Origin of the sequence: Lachnoclostridium sp. An131 (assembly GCF_002160825.1) — a bacterium.
Lineage (GTDB): Bacteria > Bacillota > Clostridia > Lachnospirales > Lachnospiraceae > Laedolimicola.
Window position 1 is genome coordinate 62,299 of sequence record NZ_NFLI01000018.1, and the last position, 18,935, is coordinate 81,233.

The following is an 18,935-nucleotide window of genomic DNA, read 5'->3' on the forward strand; positions in this document are numbered from 1 at the left end:
CTGTCCCGAAACACCAGGCTCCGGAGCTTCAGCCACCCACCTCCGGAACACCAGGCTCCGGAGCTTCAGTCGTCCACCACCGGAACCTGCTCCTCATCCCAGGCGTCCAGATCGTTTATGTATTTCTTCGTTTCCTTTGAAATCACATTGGACAAAAGCAGTACAGCGATCAGGTTCGGAATCGCCATCAGAGCATTCAGGATATCCGCGATATCCCATACCATATCCAGCGCTACCACCGGAGCAATCGCTGCTACAATCACATAAAGGGCCCTGTAAGGAATCAATCCCCTCTTTCCCGCAAAATACTCTACCGCACGTTCTCCGTAATAAGCCCAGCCAAGGACGGTGGAAAACGCAAAGCAGATGATGCCCAGGGTCAAAACAACGGGTCCGAAATACGGTATCTGCCCGAAGGCCAGAGTTGTCAGAATTCCGCCATCCGTGATTTCTCCCATATTAATGGCAGGATTCTTCATAATCGTAGTCACCAGCACAAGGCCTGTCATCAGGCATACCACTACCGTATCCCAGAAGGTACCTGTGGAGGACACGAGCGCCTGGCGCACAGGATTCCTCGTCTGCGCGGCTGCAGCTGCTATGGGCGCAGATCCCATACCGGACTCATTGGAAAACAGTCCTCTGGCTGTACCATAGCGCATGGCTGTCATGATTCCGGTTCCCACCAGGCCGCCTGCTGCCGCTCCCGGCTGAAACGCAAGCCTGACAATCGTCTTGATCGCCGGAATGATAAAATCATAATTGATTCCCAAAATGATAATGCAGCCCAGCACATAGAAAACAGCCATAAAGGGAACCAGCTTCTCACATACATTGGCGATAGACTTGATTCCTCCAAAGATTACAACCGCAGTCAGTGCCGCCACGATCAGGCCGACAATCCATCCCTGAACTCCTACATTTTCCTCTACAATGTTTGCTATGGCGTTTACCTGGGTCGCGCAGCCGATTCCAAAGGACGCAATTCCGGCAAAGACGGCAAAGAGCATACCCAGAACAGCCCCGGGCTTTTTCCACTTGAGCCCTCTGGAAAGCGCGTACATGGCTCCCCCCTGCATACGGCCGTCCTTTTTCTTCACTCTGTATTTTACGGCAATCAGCGACTCCGCATACTTCGTCGCGATACCGAAAACTCCTGAGAGCCAGCACCAGAGCACCGCACCCGGTCCGCCCAGGGCGACTGCCGTACCTACGCCCACGATATTTCCCGTGCCAATCGTAGCCGCCAGCGCTGTAGTCAGCGCGCCGAAATTTGATACCTCACCCTCCGCGTCCGGATCCTTTGTCACTGACAGCTTAATCCCCCTGGTAATGGATTTCCACTGAATGAATCCCGTCTTAAAGGTCATAAAGATGTGTGTTCCCAGAAGCAGAATGATCAGCCACCAGCCCCAGACCGCATCGTCGATTGCAGTGATTACATTTCCGATCGTTTCCATCATAACCATTCCCTCACTCTCTTCCGGCGTTTCAGGCTTCCGCCGGAAAGCTTCTCCTGCTCGAAGAGACACCTGCCGGAGATTCTGCCACGCGGAATCTCTTTGAAAAGCAAAAAGAGCATCGGCAAACTGTCGATGCTCTTCACTTCGCTTTACCATGATACTAGTTTAATGCACTGTATGGAAAAATGCAATCCTTTTCTTTCTGATCCGCTTTCAGAAGACCCCTGCCAGTCCCAGAATCCAGTAAATCAGCCCCAGGATCCAGCTCGTAAAGATTCCGTACAGAATCACCGGCCCCGCAATCGTAAAGATCTTGCAGCCGATCCCAAAGACCTGCCCTTCCTTCTGATACTCGATAGCCGGCGCAGCCACGCTGTTCGCAAAGCCGGTGATCGGCACCAGCGCTCCCGCGCCTCCCCATTTCGCAATCTGCGGGAAAATATTGAGGCCGGTCAAAATCACGCTTGCCAGCACCAGCGCCACAGAGCACCAGGCGCCTGCCGCGTCCTTTTCCAGCCCGATACTCCCCGCGTAATTCAGAATCCCCTGGCCGATACAGCAGATGACGCCTCCTGTCACGAAGGCCTTCAGCATCTGCAGGCCCAGGCTGTGGGTGGGCGTCACCTGTTTTACATATTCGCCGTACTGCTGCTTATCCGGCTCGTTCAGCTGCACATCCGGCGGAATCACCGGCCCGGATCCCGGCTGAACGCCCGGCCGTCCCGCCTGTCCTTCTCCTGGCTGCTCCCGCCTGTTCTTCCCCTGCTCATGCTCCATAAATTCTTTCATGCCATATATCCTTTCTGACTGCCGTTCCTAAAATCGGCAGAAATAAAAAATAAGAGCTCCTGCAGTCCGTCCCAGCGCCATGCTGGCTATCAAAAGCTCCAGTCCTCTGCGCAGATCCATGCGGCGTGCAAAGATCGGTATGATATTGATAATCTCTGTCAGTGCCATCGCCCAGGCGCCCACAAAAATTCCGGCAAAAATACCGAAAATACCCACGCCTGCATCGCCGAAGGGCAGGGACGGCGAATAGATGCTCACCAGATTTCCCAGGATACCGCCTGCCGCCACTGCGTCCTCGTACAGAAGAATATACCGGGCCGTATGGGTCTGATCGGCAAACTTGGCCACCAGGCCAAGGGCAATAATCAGCGCAAACAGGCCGCCTGCCACCGCCAGCCCGCTGCACAGGCCCACAGCCGCCATCAGCGCTTCCTTCCACCAGATCATGCTCCGTTCTTCTCCTCCTGACCTTCCTCTTTTTTGTGTGCGCCGTTCCGGTCGGCCGTCTTAATCAGGGTCGTGTTCACATCATCCTCGTAAAGCCGCATTTCTACTTCGATGGGCGTCGGTTCTTTGGAAAGCCGTCTCCCTCCGATGTGGTTGAAAAAGGCGATGATTCCGACTGAAAGTCCCAGCGAGTATGTCAGCTCCAGAATCGTAAATCCGTCAGACTGCTGTCCTGTCATCAGAGTATAAAATTTGTCAAACAGGCTGACTGTAGACACGTCATTATTGAACGCCATGATGGAAAAGGCAGAGCCAAAAAAGCAGATCAGGCAGACAAAAGCTGCCTTTGCGATAGCGGCAAGAGTATTTTCCTCTCTCTTTGTGGAATATTCCACCACAAAATCCTCTTCGCCCAGATTCTGAATCTCCAGGCCTGGATAGACGGCCTGAACCTTTTCAATCACATCCATGACAGAGAGGACTGTCCGCGCTGCACAGGAGCGCTTTCCCGGGCGGGCGTGATCAAAGACATACAGCTTCTCCGTTTTCAGCCTGTTCAGGATCTTCGGATCGGAGCATCTCATCTGTGCGGCCTCTCCCAGCGTGAGCGTTCTGTTGTATGTCCTGATATTTTTTTCCAGCTTTACATACAGAATTTCATTCATAGCCGAACGCCTCTCGCCATCCTGCTTCTTCCTAGAAAACAGGCTTCTTCCGGCAGCTCATGATAGACAAGCGTGCCGTCCGTGATCGTCTTCTCCTCTTCTCTGCCGGAGACATACCAGATGACGCCGAAGATCACTGCCGCGAGCGTTATGGAAATCAGCCATACACGATACTTTGTATGATTCATCGCTCTTCCTCCTTCTGCTCCCAGTATGTCCCGCGCCATGCGGAAATATGCGTCCTTTACATCTTCTCTTTCAGCGCTGAAAGAATTTTTTTCTCAAGCCGGGAGACCTGCACCTGCGACATGCCAAGCTCACTGGCTACCTGTGTCTGCGTTCTGTCGTGGAAAAAGCGCAGAACAATCAGGCGGCGCTCCTTCGGGTCCAGGGAGGAAAGAAGCTCTTCCAGCAGAATGCGGCGCAGCAGCGCCTCCTGCTCGTCCTTTCCCTGCTCTACCCTCTCCATCAGGCTGACTCCTTCGCCGTCTCCCTGGGAAATCACCTTCTGCAGGGACTCTACCTCCGTGCAGCTGTCCATGGCCTGCACCAGCTCCTCCGGCTCTACCCGGAGACGCCCTGCCAGCTCGTCCACCCCCGGCTCCTCCCCCCTTTCCATCAGAAGCTGTTCGCGGAGCCTCGCTGCTTTTACCGCCAACTCCTTTAAGGAGCGGCTGACCTTAATCATGCTGTCGTCTCTCAGGAACCTTTTTATTTCCCCTGCAATCATGGGAACGGCATAGGTGGAAAAGCGCACGCCAAAGCTCAAATCAAAGCGGTCGACAGCCTTCACCAGGCCTACCGCCCCGATCTGAAAGAGATCCTCTGCTTCCACGCCTCTCCCCAGAAAGCGCTTCACCACATGATGGATCAGTCCCATGTTTTCCTCTATCAGTATATCGCGGGCTGCTTTATCTCCGTCCTGTGACCTCCGAATCAGCTCCTCCGTGCGATCCATGCTTACGCCTCTTGGGATTTGATCCGCTTTTTCATGTGAACCGCCGTGCCCTTTCCCGGCTCCGACTCTACCTGCACCTCATCCATAAATGCCTCCATGAAAAGGAACCCCATGCCCGAGCGCTCCAGCTCCGGCCGTGTGGTATACAGCGGCTCCATGGCCTTTTCGATATCCGCAATCCCGGTTCCTTTATCCTCCACGGTAATCCGCAGCCAGTCGTCCTCTATCTCGCCCGTAATCACAATTTTATGTACCTCGCCCAGGTATCCGTGTATGATGGCGTTCGTCACGGCTTCCGACACCGCTGTCTTCACATCGGCCACCTCCTCCATGCTGGGATTCATCTGCGTCATAAACGCAGCCACAGTCACCCTTGCAAAGGCCTCATTGGCCGAAATACTGTCGAATTCCAGACGCATCTCATTCCTCATTGTTCCTCTCCTCCCTGCATTCTTTCTACCGGAATCACCTTCATCACGCCGGACATCAGCAAAATTCTCTCCACCCTGCCCCGCACCTGCACAGCCTTCACTGTACCTCCCAGCGCCTGCATGATCTTATATCTGCCCATCAGCATGCCGATTCCTGAGCTGTCGCAGAAAACAGTTGCGGAAAAATCAAAGATAATTTCCCGGATATCCCTGGTTCTTACCAGCTCGTCTGCCCGGGCGCAGATCTGCTCCGCGCTGTGATGATCAAGCTCCGCCGGGACCGGAATCCTTAAGGTCCCGTTTTCTGCCTTCATGCCGGCTGCCGGCCCCGCGCCGGCAGCCCGGTTCTTTTTCCGTTTCATACTGCCTCTCACTTTCGCCACTCCTCCATTTCTGCCTGATACTGCACTCCGCCTGAAATCATCCTGCCCAGGATTACGTTTCTCCTGAGATCAGAAAAGGGACATACCTTTCGGTATGTCCCTTGCTCCAGGGCTTCTCCTGTGTTTTTTACGTATCTGTGTTTTCTGTCTTTACTGTGCCGCAGTTCCGGCGCTTTCACCCGTGTCCTCTGTCTGATCTTCTGTATTCTCCTGCTGAACCAGCGGCTGCAGCCGCGCTATGGCATTGTTTGAATAGGTCGCCCGCTGAGTTCCGGGATAGGCGTCCGCAAATCTCTGGAACATCTCCAGAGCCTCCGCGTTCTGGCCCAGATTCTCATAGGAACGCGCCAGATAATAGAGCGCATAGCCGTCGCTGTAGCGTTCGTCATAATCGACCACCCGCTGCAGATTTGTGACTGCTTCCTCATAATTCTGCGCATCGTAGGCGGCAGAGCCTGCGTCAAACAACGCCTGTATCTCATCCGCGTGCACGCTGCCATAGATCTGGTTATAAAGCGTTCTCGCATTGTCGGAGAGCTGATCCGGATCCACCTGATCCAGAGACGCTTCCGCTCCTTCCGTATCCTCTGCCTGAAGGCTTGTATAGGCGTCTATCAGAAGCTCATAGCTGCTTCCGCTCTCCTCCGCTGTCTCCTCCTCGGATTCCGCATTGCCCTGCAGGGCGTCAAGCTGGCTCTGAAGCTCGTTGATCTCCGTCTGCCGCGCCGCCAGCTGGTCGCTGTACTCCCGAATCTGGTCAGAGGTCTCGCTGCGCACCGACTGTACCTTGGCAGGAACCGCCAGGAACCACATCAGGGCCACGCCCACCACCAGACCGATGAAAATATTCAAAATCACGTTAACACCGGTATTTTCCTTGTAGGCGGCAGGCATAATAATCGTCTCGTTGCCGCTTGTATAGGAGATAATATCCGGATTTTTTGAGTCCTTTTTCTCCTTCTCAGCCTTCTGGGAGCGTCCTGCCGGCTTTCCGGTCAGTTCCTCCAGCTCTGCCTGATAATGGAGGGAAATGTTATCTGTCTGATCGATCGCGAGGGCCCTGCGGAGCTCCCGTCCCGCTCTCTCATACTCTTCCGTCTTGATATAGAGGAGGGCGAGAAGCTGATGCGCCTTCACCAGCTTCGGATTCAGGGAAAGCACCTTCTTCAGCTGGATGATGGCCAGATCCTCGCTGCCCTGCTGACAGTACAGCAGAGACTGGTTATATTTCTTTATCGTCTGGTTGATTGTGTCAAGCCTGGCCGGATTCGCCTGGATCGCATTGATGTACTCATCCGCGATATTTTTATCCGGCTCCAGGTTCTTGCTGATAATCCACTCGGTCAGGGCAGAAACGACATCCCCTACCTCAAAACAGATCAGGCCCAGCAGATTTCTGGCCTGTATATTATTTTTATTCAGTTCCAGGCTGTACCGCAGATCCTCCGCTGCTCCGGAGAGATTGCGCACCTTCGCCTTCTCCAGTCCCATATTGTAGTAGGTGTTGGACAGGCGTATCAGCTTGCTGTAAATCTTAATCTCTGTCCCGCAGGAGCTGCAGTAGCCGGGATCCGTCAGCACCGCTCCACATTTAATACAACGCATAGATTCCTCCTCTGACAAAAATTCCTCTTCCCGGTCCTTTTTGTCCCTTAATAGCGGCTGCCGCCCTTCATTTCCTTCAGCATCTCATCCAGAAGATCCGCTACATCCTTCGGTTTATTCTTGTATACGTTATCTTCTACCTGCTCCACCTCAAGGCTCGGATGAAATTTTTTCAGCTCTTCCTCAAAATCAATCATGTGCGGACCTCCTTGTCTCTAAGATATCCTTTATGCTTCCTACCAGATACAGGGAACCGACGCAGAATAAAATGCCGTCTCCCTTTTCCTTCAATGCTTCATCAAAGGCCTCTTCCACATCCGGAACAGCCTTTACCTCCTTCTGCCCAAACTCCCGGAACAGCGCCTCCGGCACCTTCGCGTCTACGCTCCGGTAGCCTCCGACCTCCGTCACAATCACACGCTCCAGGCGGAGCTCTCTGCAGATCGTCTCTATCATATGCCGGTAATCCTTATCGCCCACTGCCGCAAACAGCAGCGTCACCGGATCGTCAGCCTCCAGCCGTCTGGCTGTCCTTACGAATTCCTCTACTCCCGCTTCATTGTGCGCTCCATCGATAATGACGCTCGGGAGCACGGTCTCCATCCTTCCCTGCCAGCGCATCTCTTCAATCCCCTTCCGGATCACTGCGTCGGTAAAGTAGCCTTCCCGGTCTGCAGCGCGGATGGCTGTCACCGCCTCGGCTGCATTCTTCACCTGATACTCCGCCACGCTGGAGATGGACAGCTGGATACAATCATAATACCCACAATCAATGGAAAAATCAATATGTTTCTTTGTCGTACTGGAAATTTTATACATTTCCGGTGTGATGCCGCAGGCAGGCGCGTGCATCTTTTCCGCCCTTCTGCGGATTACCTCCGCAGACTCCGGATCGGAGGCGTCGTAAACTACGGGTACGCCTTCCTTGATGATGCCGGCCTTCTCCCCTGCAATGGCTGCCACCGTATCACCCAAGTACTCCGTATGATCGAGACTGATGGAGGTGATTACCGTCACCAGCGGATGCTCTATGGAGTTCGTGGCGTCCAGCCTCCCTCCGAGGCCGGTCTCCAGAACCAGGTACTCCACACCCGCCTTTTCGAAGATCTTCATTCCTATGAGATACAGCAGCTCAAAATAGGTCGGATGAGGATATCCCTCCTTCTTCATCTCCTCCACACAGCTCATCACCACATGAAAGGCTTCCAGAAACGCTTCGTCGCTGGCCTCCTCCCCATCGATCACAAAACGCTCGTTGATCTTCACCAGATGGGGAGAGGTGAAAAGCCCCGTCCGCTTCCCGGCCGCCCTCAGCATGGAATCGAGAAACGAGCATACAGAGCCCTTTCCGTTCGTTCCCGCTACGTGAAAGATCTTCATCCCCTCCTGCGGATCCCCAAGCCTTTTCAGAAAGGCCCGCGTATGGTCCAGAGAATTTTTCTTTGTAAACTTCGGCGTCTCGTCAATATAAGCCACCGCTTCCTGATATGTCATGCCGTTTCGCCTGTCCCTTCCTGCATGTCTGTACTCTGCTCCTCCTCACTCTGAGCCCGGAAGCTGTATGTGTTTCCTTCACTGAGCACCCGTCTCGCCTTGCCCGGCGCCAGCTGCTTCACTGCAATCAGCGCGTCTTCCTCCAGCACCGTCTTTTTCAGCTGGAGCACATGATCGTTGATAAACGTCGTGCTCTGATATTCGTCGTCCACATAGACCTTCGTAGCCGTCGTAAAATTCTCTCCAAACACATACGTCATTTCATCGAGGGCGACTACATTCCGGATCTCAGGCTGATGAATCCCCATCTGCATATCCACGGTCTCATAAGGGCTTTCCCCGTCCATACCGTAAGCATACCGCTCTCCATAGAGCAAATCATACTGCAGAAGCTCCATGTCCGGCAGATACCATTTTGTCTTGCGGCGGGCCTGATGGAACTGCATCATGGTTCCCGTATGGATGTCTACCTTATCGAGCACCTCTGCGGCAATCTGGTAAGAGCAGAGCGTCTGATCCTCCTTTTCCAGTCCGATATTGTCCACAATCACATAGCTCGTATCGAACAGGTACCGGTTGCTCACATCCTCCACGGTAAGCCCCAGCGTAGGCAGGTGATCTCCGTACATGACGAGAACGTAATCCTCGCCGTAAGCATCCAGGGCATCAATCAGATCTGCAATAAACTGATCCATCTCGTGAAGCTGATTTACATAGTATTCCCATTGGTTATTCTTTTCTTCTGTCTCAGCTCCCGTAACCCGGATAGCCGGATCCTCCAGCACCTTCTCTGTAGGATACTCGCCGTGTCCCTGTACGGAAATCGTATAGATAAAGTCCTGCCGGGCTGTGGAGTCCAGACAGTCCAGGATATGCTCTATCAGAACCTCATCCTTCAGCCAGCCATTTTCCGTCGTGTTGGACACATCCATGTATTCTTTCGAAGTATAAGTGTCAAAACCAAGATTTTTGAACACATCCGCGCGGCTGTAAAAGGTCGCCTTATTGTTGTGGATGGCATGAGTGGCATACCCGACGTCCTTCAGATTATAGGCCACACTCTCGCAGGTCGTCTCCTTCAGAATCGTCTTATAGGGATATTCACCCGGACCGAAATACCGGAGGTTCATTCCCGTAATGCACTCAAACTCTGTATTGGCTGTTCCCGCTCCCACAGACGGCACCTTAAAAGCGCCTGAAGAATACTCCTCCATCAGTCTGTGGAAATTCGGAATCGGATCCTCTGAAAACTCCAGGAACTCCACCGTGGTCGGATCGAAAAAGGTCTCCAGCTGCAGCATGATAATATTTGGCTTTTCCGAATCGTTATCCTCCTCTGCCAGCACCTCCTCATCCCGATCCACAATAGCTTTTATCGTATCCTCCGAATAATCGTAGGGCTTATCCATTCCCGTAGCCAGCAGGCTGCAGAAAAAGCAGTAGGGCAGGCCGTAATCCTCGTAGGCAAAAGCGATATTGCCAAAATAAGTGGACAGCACGCGCTGCTCCAGACACAGCTTCGTCGTGCCGGCGAAAAGCCCAATCACAGCCGCCAGGCCCGCAATATTGACCGGATAGCAGAGCCTTCCCTGGTACTTCGGAGCGTATTTCCACAGCAGCACCAGAACTATAATCCCGAGAGCAACCCCTCCTATTTTTAAAATCAGCTGCACCGGGGACATATAATTTCCCACAATGTCCAGCGCGTCTGTGATCAGATGCAGATCCTGGCCTGTAAAGGGCGTCACGCGGCTCGCCAGAATCGTTCCGTTTATAATGCCGAGCACCAGCCAGAAAAACGAAATCAGAAGCCTCATAAAAATTCTGCGTCTCACCAGATATACCAGCATGAAGCTCATAAATATCATGAAGCTGTTGTAAGCAAAGACGGCCGTGCTCTCTGTCATGAAAGACCAAGCTTCCACCGCCGAATGGCGGGATACAGCCTCCATAATAAAGTAGATCGCCCAGGAAAGCAGCGCATGAAGCACCAGAGAAAACCGGTTTGCAAAAACGATCGGCTTCTCAAGCGGTCCGCTGCACCTTTCGTGAATCCTGTGGCAGAATGCCCCAAATCCCCCCAGCCACTTTTTAATCCTTTTCATAATCCTCACTTTTTTCTTTTTTCGCGGCGGCACTGAAGCCGCCAGGCCCTGTTACTTTGAAAGGGACGCCAGATGCTCCTTTACCTGCGCCATCATCTGTGTATATTTCGCAAGCTTTTCCTTTTCCTCATCAATCTTGCTCTGAGGAGCCTTGCTTATAAATTTCTCATTATTCAGCATGCCGTTTACGCGGGCCAGCTCCTTTGTCAGGCGTTCCTCTTCCTTCTTAAGCCGCTCCAGCTCCTTGTCAAGGTCCACAAGCTCTGCAAACGGCATATATACCGCCGCGTCAGGAATCAGGGCCGATACGGCGTCCTCGCCGATTCCGGCCTTATCTGCCTGCACGGTTACCTGGCTGGCGTAAGCCAGAGTCGCAAAGAACAGGCGGCTGCGCTCAAAGACTCCGCGCACCCTATCATTTTCAGAAACTACAAATACCTGCGCCTTTTTGCTGGGCGGCACATTCATGGAGGAGCGCACATTTCGGATCGACCGCACCGCTTCCTTCAGAAGCTCGATTTCTGCCTCTTCCTCCGCAAAATTCCACGCTTCCTTATATACAGGCCAGGAGGAAATCATGATAGATTCCTCGCCCGTCAGGTTGCGGAAAATCTCTTCTGTGATAAACGGCATATAGGGATGCAGAAGCTTCAGCGCGTTCGTAAGGACGGTCTTCAGCGTCCAGAGCGCAGCTGCCTTGGTCTGATCCTCGTCACTGTAGAGACGGGGCTTCACCATCTCGATATACCAGTCGCAGAATTCCTCCCAGATAAAATCATAGAGCTTCTGCACGGCAATTCCCAGCTCAAATTTGTCCATATTAACCGTCACGTCCTGAGCCAGGGTATTTACCTTTGACAGAATCCATTTATCTGCGCCCGTCAGCTCCTCCGGGCTCATCTGCTCCGGAACCTCCGCCTTCTCAATGTTCATCATAATGAACCGGGAAGCGTTCCAGATCTTGTTTGCAAAATTGCGGCTTGCCTCCACACGCTCCATGTAGAAACGCATATCGTTTCCGGGAGCGTTTCCGGTTACCAGCGTGAAGCGCAGAGCGTCCGCGCCGTACTGATCAATGATTTCCAGCGGATCGATGCCGTTGCCCAGGGATTTGCTCATCTTCCGTCCCAGGGAATCCCTCACCAGTCCGTGAATCAGCACGTGATGGAAGGGGCACTTTCCGGTCTGCTCATAGCCGGAGAATACCATACGGATAACCCAGAAGAAAATGATGTCATAGCCTGTCACCAGCACGTCCGTGGGGTAGAAATAATCCAAATCCTCCGTCTTATCCGGCCAGCCCAGCGTCGAGAAGGGCCAGAGCGCGGAAGAGAACCAGGTATCCAGCGTATCCGGATCCTGAGTGAAATGCGTGCAGCCGCATTTCGGGCACACCTTCGGCATCTCCTTATCCACCACGATCTCACCGCAGCCGTCGCAGTAGTACGCCGGAATCCGGTGTCCCCACCAGAGCTGCCTTGAGATACACCAGTCGCGGATGTTTTCCAGCCAGTGAAGATAGGTCTTGTCAAAACGCTCCGGCACAAAGGTCAGATCGCCGTTCTTTACAGCCTCGATGGCGGGCTTCGCCATCTCCTCCATCTTAACAAACCACTGCTGCTTGATCATAGGCTCTACAGTCGTGCCGCAGCGGTCGTGGGTTCCCACATTGTGGACATGCTCCTCCACCTTTACGAGAAGTCCCTGCTCCTCCAGCTCCCTCACGATAGCCTTGCGCGCTTCATAGCGGTCCATGCCCGCATATTTTCCGCCATTCTCGTTGATGGTGGCATCGTCGTTCAGGATATTGATCTCCGGAAGGTTATGACGCTTTCCTACCTCAAAGTCATTGGGGTCGTGGGCCGGCGTGATTTTCACTACGCCCGTTCCGAACTCCTTATCTACATAAGCATCCGCGATCACCGGGATCTCACGGCCCACCAGCGGCAGAATCACCGTCTTTCCGATGATATCCTGATACCGCTCGTCATCGGGATTTACAGCCAGAGCCGTATCGCCCAGCATTGTCTCCGGGCGGGTCGTCGCGATCTCTACAAACTTATCACTGCCCTTAATCGGATAATTGATATGCCAGAAATGGCCTGCCTGCTCCTCATGCTCCACCTCTGCGTCAGAGATCGAGGTCTTGCAGACCGGACACCAGTTGATAATTCTGGAGCCTTTATAAATGTACCCCTTCTTATACAGGCGCAGGAAGACTTCCTGCACCGCTTTGGAACAGCCCTCGTCCATCGTGAACCGCTCTCTGTCCCAGTCACAGGAAGAGCCGAGCTTCTTCAGCTGGTCTACAATGGTACGCCCATACTCCTCACGCCACTGCCAGGTCCGCTTCAGAAAGCCTTCGCGGCCCAGCTCGTTTTTGTCGATGCCTTCCGACTTCAGCTGGTTAATAACCTTGACCTCCGTCGAAATCGACGCATGGTCTGTTCCCGGCACCCAGAGCGCATTGTAGCCTTGCATTCTCTTGTAACGGATCAGGATATCCTGAAGCGTATTGTCCAGAGCGTGGCCCATGTGAAGCTTTCCGGTGATGTTCGGAGGCGGCATCACAATCGTAAACGGTTTTCTGCTTCTGTCCACCTCTGCGTGGAAATACTTCTTTTCCAGCCAGTCTTTGTAAATCCGATCCTCCATCTGCTTCGGATCATAGGTCTTTGCCAGTTCTTTCATTCCTTTGCTCCTCCTGTTCTTTTTTCGGCGGACCCGAAAAATAAAGACGCCCCTTCTGTCGAAAGGGCGTCAGTCAGCACGCGGTACCACCTTACTTCATACGCGGACGAACCCGCGTATCTCTTTACCCGTTAACGCTGGTCAGGCGTGAACGGCTACTCCTCTTTCACCGTCCCGGCTCCAAAGCTACCTTCCGCAAACGACTCTTCCCCGGCAGCCTTTCAGCCATGGGCCGCCCTCTCTGTGTGACGCCTGCCTGCGTACTCCTCTTCTTCCATGCCTTTTCTATTCTCATGATACGCCCGCAGGCGTATGTTTCCAGCTGTCTTCCAAAATCTCAGCGCAGGCTCCGGGCGCATGCACACCCGCATACCGGCACTGTCATCAGCTGAGGGTAATATAGCAGGCTTTTTGCCGCTTGTCAAGTCTTCTCAATCGTATATTCATCATACAGGGTCCAGCTGTCCATCACATAAGCCCGCAGATGAAGCTGCGTATCCGTCACGTCAATCCTGAGTGCCATCGGCTTCTCCGGCTGTCCCTGGAACACCAGCTTGTCATTCGGCGTCACGCCCTGGTATACGCTTCCTGTGGCTGTACTGCAGGTCACATGCATGGTTCCCTCCGGATTTACCGCCACCGCGCCGGATGCATAGTCGCAGCCCTCATATATTTCATGCTTCCGGTTCGTAAAGGCAGATCTGGAGTAAACCGCATCATGTCCGGAAATAACCAGATCGATATCATTGTCTTCACAGATATAGGCCAGGGAATCTGCAATCCAGGGATCCATATTCTCCTGATACTTCTGTACGCTGCTGTAAGCAGGATAATGCTGAATGATAATTCTCCACTTCGCATCCGGATGCTGCGCTATCACCTGCGGCACATACTGCTCATGGATATCGGTCGCCTGGGAGGTACAGCTGTTCAGCACGATAAACAGCACGTTTCCGCGGACAAAATAGTAATCTCCATTTTTGTCAGCTTCACTGTAGCCGTACTCGTCGGATCTGTTCGGCACATTGAAATGCTCGTAGAAATACGGCCCGGCCGGATAGCCCAGCTTCTCCACCGTATCCTCATTGGCCACGTCATGGTTGCCCACGACCGGCACCAGAGGAATCTTATAAAGGGCCAGATGATCCAGGAAGCCCGCATACTCCTCCGCATTTCCAAACTCACTGACCTGATCCCCTGCATGGATCAGGAACTGCGCCTCCGGCACATAATTGGTGAGCCGGGTAACCGTGCGGTCCCAGTCGTCGATCGTCACCTGCATCTCATTATACTGATCCTGTCCAATCTCCGCATCTGAGGTCACAAGGAAGGTAAAGCCCTCGCTCGTGTTCACATCCGGCACTGCATATTTGTACTCCGGAGACCAGCCTCCGGCATCATTTCCTACCTTATAGGCATAGGTCAGACCAGGCTCCAGTCCTGTAACCACAGCCTTATTTACATAATAGCCCGGCATGGTAGACGACGCCGTATACTCTGCAGTCACCATCTGAAGATCTCCGTTCTGTATCGTATACCAGCTCACCTGCCCGGGACTTCCGCTCGGCGACATCCAGTTCAGCCGGATCTCATCCTCTGTAGCTCCTACCTCCAGAGACAGATTTCGAATCGGCGTCGTATTCAGGAGCGGCATACTGTCGTAATCGGTCACAAAAGACGCTGTCTGCTCTTCAGCGCTGGCCGTCTGTTCCGCTGCCGCCTGCTCCTCTGCCGCCGCATCCTGCTCTGCCTGAGCCGCTGCCGCTTCTTCTGCCGCCTGGGCTGCAGCCGCCTCTTCTGCTGCTTTCTGGGCTTCCTCCGCCGCCTGCTGAGCTTCCTGTTCTGCCTGAAGCGCTGCCGCCTCCGCGGCCTTCTGGGCCTGGCTTCTGGCTTTCAGTCCCCATGCCGCCGCTATCACAAGCAGAAGGAGCACCGCCGAAGTGAACAGAGCTCGTCCCCCTTTATTTTTCTTCTTCATAATCCTCTCCTCTTTTGACCAGGTCCGCTTCTGCGGAACGTCACGATATCCCTGCCATCCTAATCTCAGGGTATATCTACTCTACCATTATATTCCGTCAAAATCAAGGAGATGAAAAATTATTAAGAAAAATACAAGAAACCTCCCGAATTCTTAAGAAAACCGGCGGTAATCTGCCTTCTCCATATAAAAAAAGGAGCACGATCCGCCGCATGAATCGTGCTCCTTCCATTCTCTTATGTCACTTTTTCAGTCCTGCAAAATAGGGAAAGCTTTCTTTGTCGCAATAATAATGCCAGGTTCTGCCGCAGGCCTCCTGCGGATGATCCCTGTCGTCCTCCGGAATAAAGATTTCCTGATCACAGCAGTCTTTCTTGTTCAGGAACAGTACATGATGCTCCGGCCTGCCAAACTGGAAGAACCATTCCTCCCATGGATGATCTTCCTTCAGAAGCTCCTCTAACGGAACCGCATGAACCACATAAGCGTCGCGGATCCCCTCTACAGAGCAGGAAATTTTTCTCCAGGAATAAGAGGCATAAAGCTCTTCTGCCTCCGGGGTAAGCTCCCCGAAAATCCTTTCACAATCATAGCCAATTGCTTCCAGGGCCTCTGCAATGCCCTGGCTCCTCAATTTTTCCAGCAGCATAACTCCTTATTCCCTCCCAAACGCATTTTCTATAAGTACTTTTTCAGCAGCTCTGCCTTATCTGTCTTTTCCCAGGAAAGATCCAGGTCTGTGCGGCCAAAATGTCCGTAGGCAGCCGTCTGCTTATAGATCGGTCTTCTCAGATCCAGCATCCGGATGATTCCCGCAGGCCTCAGATCAAAATTCTCACGGATGATTTCCACCAGGCGGCTGTCGGAAAGCTTTCCGGTGCCGAACGTATCTACATTGATGGAGGTGGGCTGCGCCACGCCGATCGCATAGGACAGCTGAATCTCACACTTATCGGCAAGCCCTGCCGCCACAATGTTCTTTGCCACATAGCGGGCCGCATAAGCTGCGGAACGGTCTACCTTCGTACAGTCCTTTCCGGAGAACGCGCCGCCGCCGTGACGGGCCATGCCGCCGTAGGTATCCACGATAATTTTGCGGCCTGTCAGTCCGCTGTCACCGTGAGGTCCGCCAATGACAAAGCGGCCTGTGGGATTGATGAAAAACTTCGTATTTTCATCGACCATATCTGCCGGAATGATCGGGTCAAACACATATCTGCGGACATCCTCGTGGATCTGCTCCTGGGTCACATCCTCGCTGTGCTGCGTGGATAACACGACTGCGTCAAGCCTGCAGGGCTTTCCGTTTTCGTCATATTCTACTGTCACCTGGGATTTTCCATCGGGACGCAGATAGGGCAGCGTGCCGTCCTTGCGGACCTTCGTGAGCTGCCGCACCAGCTTATGTGCAAGAGCGATCGGATAAGGCATCAGCTCCGGCGTCTCGTTTGTCGCATAGCCGAACATCATACCCTGATCTCCTGCTCCGATGGCCTCAATCTCATCGTCTGACATCAGGTGCTCCTTTGCCTCCAGCGCTTTGTTCACGCCCATCGCAATATCCGCGGACTGCTCGTCGATAGCGGTGATGACTGCACAGTTATCCGCATCAAAGCCGTATTTTCCGCGGTCGTAGCCAATCTCCCTGATGGTATCGCGGACAATTTTCTGAATGTCCACATACCCCTTCGTCGTAATCTCCCCCATTACCAGAACCATGCCGGTCGTCGTAGCCGTCTCGCAGGCCACCCGGCTCATCGGATCCTGCTCCAGCAGGGCGTCCAGAATCGCATCTGAAATCTGGTCGCAGATTTTATCCGGATGTCCCTCCGTTACGGATTCAGATGTAAATAACAGTCTCTCCATGTTTGTTCTCCTTCCTTTGTGCTTATCTTCTCTGTATCTAAGCGCCGCGTACAGGTAAAAATGTTTCCTGTCATATAAAAACAGGTCCGCTGTAAGCGGACCTGTTATATGCTGATAACCAGTTCCCCTTATTGTTCGATTTTACTCGCTCAGGTTGGCACCTTCCGCACTGCGGGGTTGCCGTGACTTCACAGATCCTTTGTATCTCCATCACTCTGAATAAGAGAAAATTTCTGCACTATTCAATTTTTCTATCATCCCCGCAAGGGGCCATGTCCTGTGGACATGGTATAACATACACCAGATACGGGCGTTTGTCAACCCACTCTCAGGCGGAATTTCTGAATCCCGCGCTCGTCAGACACCTTCTCTATCTCAGCGCCCAGGCTGCGGAGCTTCTCGTCGAAGCGCTCATAGCCGCGCTCAATATAATGGATATCATCGACAATCGTAATTCCATCCGCCGCCAGTCCGGCAATCACCAGAGCTGCGCCGGCCCGCAGATCAGGACCTGACACCTGGGCTCCTGTGTAGCGCTCCACGCCTTCGATGATCGCCGTGTTGCCCTCTACCTTGATATTCGCGCCCATACGCGCCAGCTCATCCACATATTTGAAGCGGTTTTCAAAAATGCTCTCTGTCACAATGCTGCTTCCCTTTGCCAGGCCTAAGGCCACTGTGATCTGCGGCTGCATATCAGTCGGGAAGCCCGGATACGGAAGCGTCTTTACATTTGTACACTTCAGCCCCTTGGCACAGACCACGCGTACAGCGTCGTCCAGCTCCTCTATCTCACAGCCGATCTCCAAAAGCTTGGAGGTGGCCGCTTCCAAGTGCTTGGGAATCACGTTTTTCACGGTCACATCGCCTCTTGTGGCCGCCGCGGCAAACATAAAGGTGCCTGCCTCTATCTGATCCGGAATAATCGAATACTCTGTCGTATGAAGGCGCTCCACACCCCGGATACGAATGATGTCCGTGCCCGCGCCCTTGATATTCGCGCCCATGCTGTTCAGGAAGTTTGCCACATCCACTACATGGGGCTCCTTGGCTGCATTCTCAATGACAGTATTTCCATCGGCCATAGACGCTGCCATCATAATATTGATCGTGGCTCCCACAGAAACCACATCCAGATAAATGTGGCTCCCGCGAAGCCTTTCCGCCTCAGCCACAATAAAGCCATACTCAATCTTCACATCAGCTCCGAGCGCCCGGAAGCCCTTCAGATGCTGGTCAATGGGCCGGCTTCCGATATTGCAGCCGCCCGGCAGCGGAACCTTCGCCCGCTTGTACTTTCCAAGCAGAGCGCCCAGCAGATAATAGGAAGCGCGAATCCGCTTGATATACTCGTAATCTACACTGAAATCCCCTATCTGGGAACCATTGATCTTCACTGAATGGCGCTCCTTGCGTTCCACATAAGCGCCGATTTTCTGCATCGCTTCCAGCAGGACGTTGATATCCCGCACATCCGGAAGATTCTCTATCACTACTGTCTCATCTGTCATAATCGCTGCCGCGAGAATCGCCAGCGCCGCATTCTTCGCGCCGCCGATCTCCACCTCGCCAACGAGTGGGTTTCCGCCTTTAATCACATATTGATCCATAACTACTCCCAGCTCTTTCTGATCCTGTTTTTCGTTTTCTCTATCATAAATATCGATACAATCCTGCCTCCGCGCCGCCGCATCCTTCATCCGATAACGCACGGAACACGATTCCCTGATGTCTATCCTTCCAGCTTTCAGCCAAAACTATTCCCGTTTTGGTCTTTAAATAGTATAACACAATCTTTTGATTTGTAAATACCTGATCTTGGGAACAAAACGCCGAAAACCGGGCAAAAATCAGGGTTTTTCTCTCTTCCATATTATAACACAGCCGACATGGGCTGTCATTTTACAATTCTGTTTCATATCCTTTACATTTTCTGTCCAGATTCCAGCTTCCGGGAGTTTGACAGTTGAATAATCGAAAAATACCTTGCAGGCCGCATAAAACCTGCTTTTTTTGTGTCAATTTTTTTGCTTTTTAGTATGTTATTTTATGTTATTGTG

At 52.9% G+C, this 18,935-nt stretch carries 17 protein-coding genes, 1 riboswitch and 1 other annotated feature; all 17 genes read right to left on the minus strand.

The genetic code is table 11. From position 1 onward, the window contains the following. Positions 1 to 65 precede the first annotated feature (65 nt). A complete protein-coding gene (locus tag B5E77_RS14120) occupies positions 66 to 1,460 on the minus strand; it encodes an alanine/glycine:cation symporter family protein (RefSeq protein ID WP_442911339.1) in 1,395 nt (464 codons plus the stop codon). A 216-nt stretch (positions 1,461 to 1,676) separates the two neighbouring features. After that, positions 1,677 to 2,138 carry a SpoVA/SpoVAEb family sporulation membrane protein gene (locus tag B5E77_RS14125; RefSeq protein WP_442911340.1) on the minus strand — a complete coding sequence of 154 codons (462 nt, stop codon included), beginning with the start codon at positions 2,136 to 2,138 and terminating at the stop codon, positions 1,677 to 1,679. 141 nt (positions 2,139 to 2,279) lie between these two features. Then, positions 2,280 to 2,699, minus strand: coding sequence for a stage V sporulation protein AB (locus tag B5E77_RS14130; RefSeq protein ID WP_330394708.1), 420 nt, complete (start codon positions 2,697 to 2,699; stop codon positions 2,280 to 2,282). Continuing rightward, positions 2,696 to 3,364: a stage V sporulation protein AA gene (locus tag B5E77_RS14135; protein WP_087165999.1), complete on the minus strand. Its 669-nt coding sequence runs from the start codon at positions 3,362 to 3,364 to the stop codon at positions 2,696 to 2,698. Before B5E77_RS14135 ends, B5E77_RS14130 begins: the two co-directional genes overlap by 4 nt. Next, positions 3,361 to 3,552 (minus strand): hypothetical protein, encoded by a 192-nt coding sequence (locus tag B5E77_RS14140; protein ID WP_087166000.1) that lies wholly within the window; start codon positions 3,550 to 3,552, stop codon positions 3,361 to 3,363. The genes B5E77_RS14135 and B5E77_RS14140 overlap by 4 nt, the downstream gene beginning before the upstream one ends. Before the next feature lie 56 nt (positions 3,553 to 3,608). After that, the gene (locus tag B5E77_RS14145) at positions 3,609 to 4,322 is read right to left on the minus strand and encodes a SigB/SigF/SigG family RNA polymerase sigma factor (protein ID WP_087166001.1); all 714 of its coding nucleotides are present in this window, start codon (positions 4,320 to 4,322) and stop codon (positions 3,609 to 3,611) included. A 2-nt stretch (positions 4,323 to 4,324) separates the two neighbouring features. Then, positions 4,325 to 4,753 (minus strand): anti-sigma F factor, encoded by a 429-nt coding sequence (gene spoIIAB / locus B5E77_RS14150; RefSeq protein WP_087166002.1) that lies wholly within the window; start codon positions 4,751 to 4,753, stop codon positions 4,325 to 4,327. Next, complete coding sequence (locus B5E77_RS14155; RefSeq protein ID WP_242963752.1) at positions 4,750 to 5,115, minus strand: anti-sigma factor antagonist; 366 nt, start codon at positions 5,113 to 5,115, stop codon at positions 4,750 to 4,752. Before B5E77_RS14155 ends, spoIIAB begins: the two co-directional genes overlap by 4 nt. Before the next feature lie 171 nt (positions 5,116 to 5,286). Then, on the minus strand, positions 5,287 to 6,741 hold the full coding sequence (locus tag B5E77_RS14165) for a tetratricopeptide repeat protein (RefSeq protein ID WP_087166004.1): 1,455 nt from the start codon (positions 6,739 to 6,741) through the stop codon (positions 5,287 to 5,289). 47 nt (positions 6,742 to 6,788) lie between these two features. After that, the gene (locus B5E77_RS17130; protein ID WP_204248064.1) at positions 6,789 to 6,938 is read right to left on the minus strand and encodes a hypothetical protein; all 150 of its coding nucleotides are present in this window, start codon (positions 6,936 to 6,938) and stop codon (positions 6,789 to 6,791) included. Next, positions 6,931 to 8,235 carry a bifunctional folylpolyglutamate synthase/dihydrofolate synthase gene (locus B5E77_RS14170; RefSeq protein WP_087166005.1) on the minus strand — a complete coding sequence of 435 codons (1,305 nt, stop codon included), beginning with the start codon at positions 8,233 to 8,235 and terminating at the stop codon, positions 6,931 to 6,933. The genes B5E77_RS17130 and B5E77_RS14170 overlap by 8 nt, the downstream gene beginning before the upstream one ends. Further along, positions 8,232 to 10,340 carry an LTA synthase family protein gene (locus tag B5E77_RS14175; RefSeq protein WP_087166006.1) on the minus strand — a complete coding sequence of 703 codons (2,109 nt, stop codon included), beginning with the start codon at positions 10,338 to 10,340 and terminating at the stop codon, positions 8,232 to 8,234. Before B5E77_RS14175 ends, B5E77_RS14170 begins: the two co-directional genes overlap by 4 nt. Before the next feature lie 51 nt (positions 10,341 to 10,391). Beyond that, complete coding sequence (locus B5E77_RS14180) at positions 10,392 to 13,031, minus strand: valine--tRNA ligase (RefSeq protein WP_087166007.1); 2,640 nt, start codon at positions 13,029 to 13,031, stop codon at positions 10,392 to 10,394. A gap of 59 nt (positions 13,032 to 13,090) precedes the next feature. Continuing rightward, positions 13,091 to 13,317: a binding site (T-box leader), on the minus strand. A 135-nt stretch (positions 13,318 to 13,452) separates the two neighbouring features. After that, positions 13,453 to 15,009 carry an FN3 domain-containing metallophosphoesterase family protein gene (locus B5E77_RS14185; RefSeq protein WP_087166008.1) on the minus strand — a complete coding sequence of 519 codons (1,557 nt, stop codon included), beginning with the start codon at positions 15,007 to 15,009 and terminating at the stop codon, positions 13,453 to 13,455. A 241-nt stretch (positions 15,010 to 15,250) separates the two neighbouring features. Next, positions 15,251 to 15,658, minus strand: coding sequence for a hypothetical protein (locus B5E77_RS14190; protein WP_087166009.1), 408 nt, complete (start codon positions 15,656 to 15,658; stop codon positions 15,251 to 15,253). 29 nt (positions 15,659 to 15,687) lie between these two features. After that, positions 15,688 to 16,875 carry a methionine adenosyltransferase gene (gene metK / locus B5E77_RS14195; RefSeq protein WP_087166010.1) on the minus strand — a complete coding sequence of 396 codons (1,188 nt, stop codon included), beginning with the start codon at positions 16,873 to 16,875 and terminating at the stop codon, positions 15,688 to 15,690. 125 nt (positions 16,876 to 17,000) lie between these two features. Continuing rightward, positions 17,001 to 17,101, minus strand: a riboswitch (SAM riboswitch). A 91-nt stretch (positions 17,102 to 17,192) separates the two neighbouring features. Then, entirely contained in the window at positions 17,193 to 18,485 is a 1,293-nt protein-coding gene (locus tag B5E77_RS14200) for a UDP-N-acetylglucosamine 1-carboxyvinyltransferase (RefSeq protein ID WP_087166017.1), read from the minus strand. Positions 18,486 to 18,935: the final 450 nt, after the last annotated feature.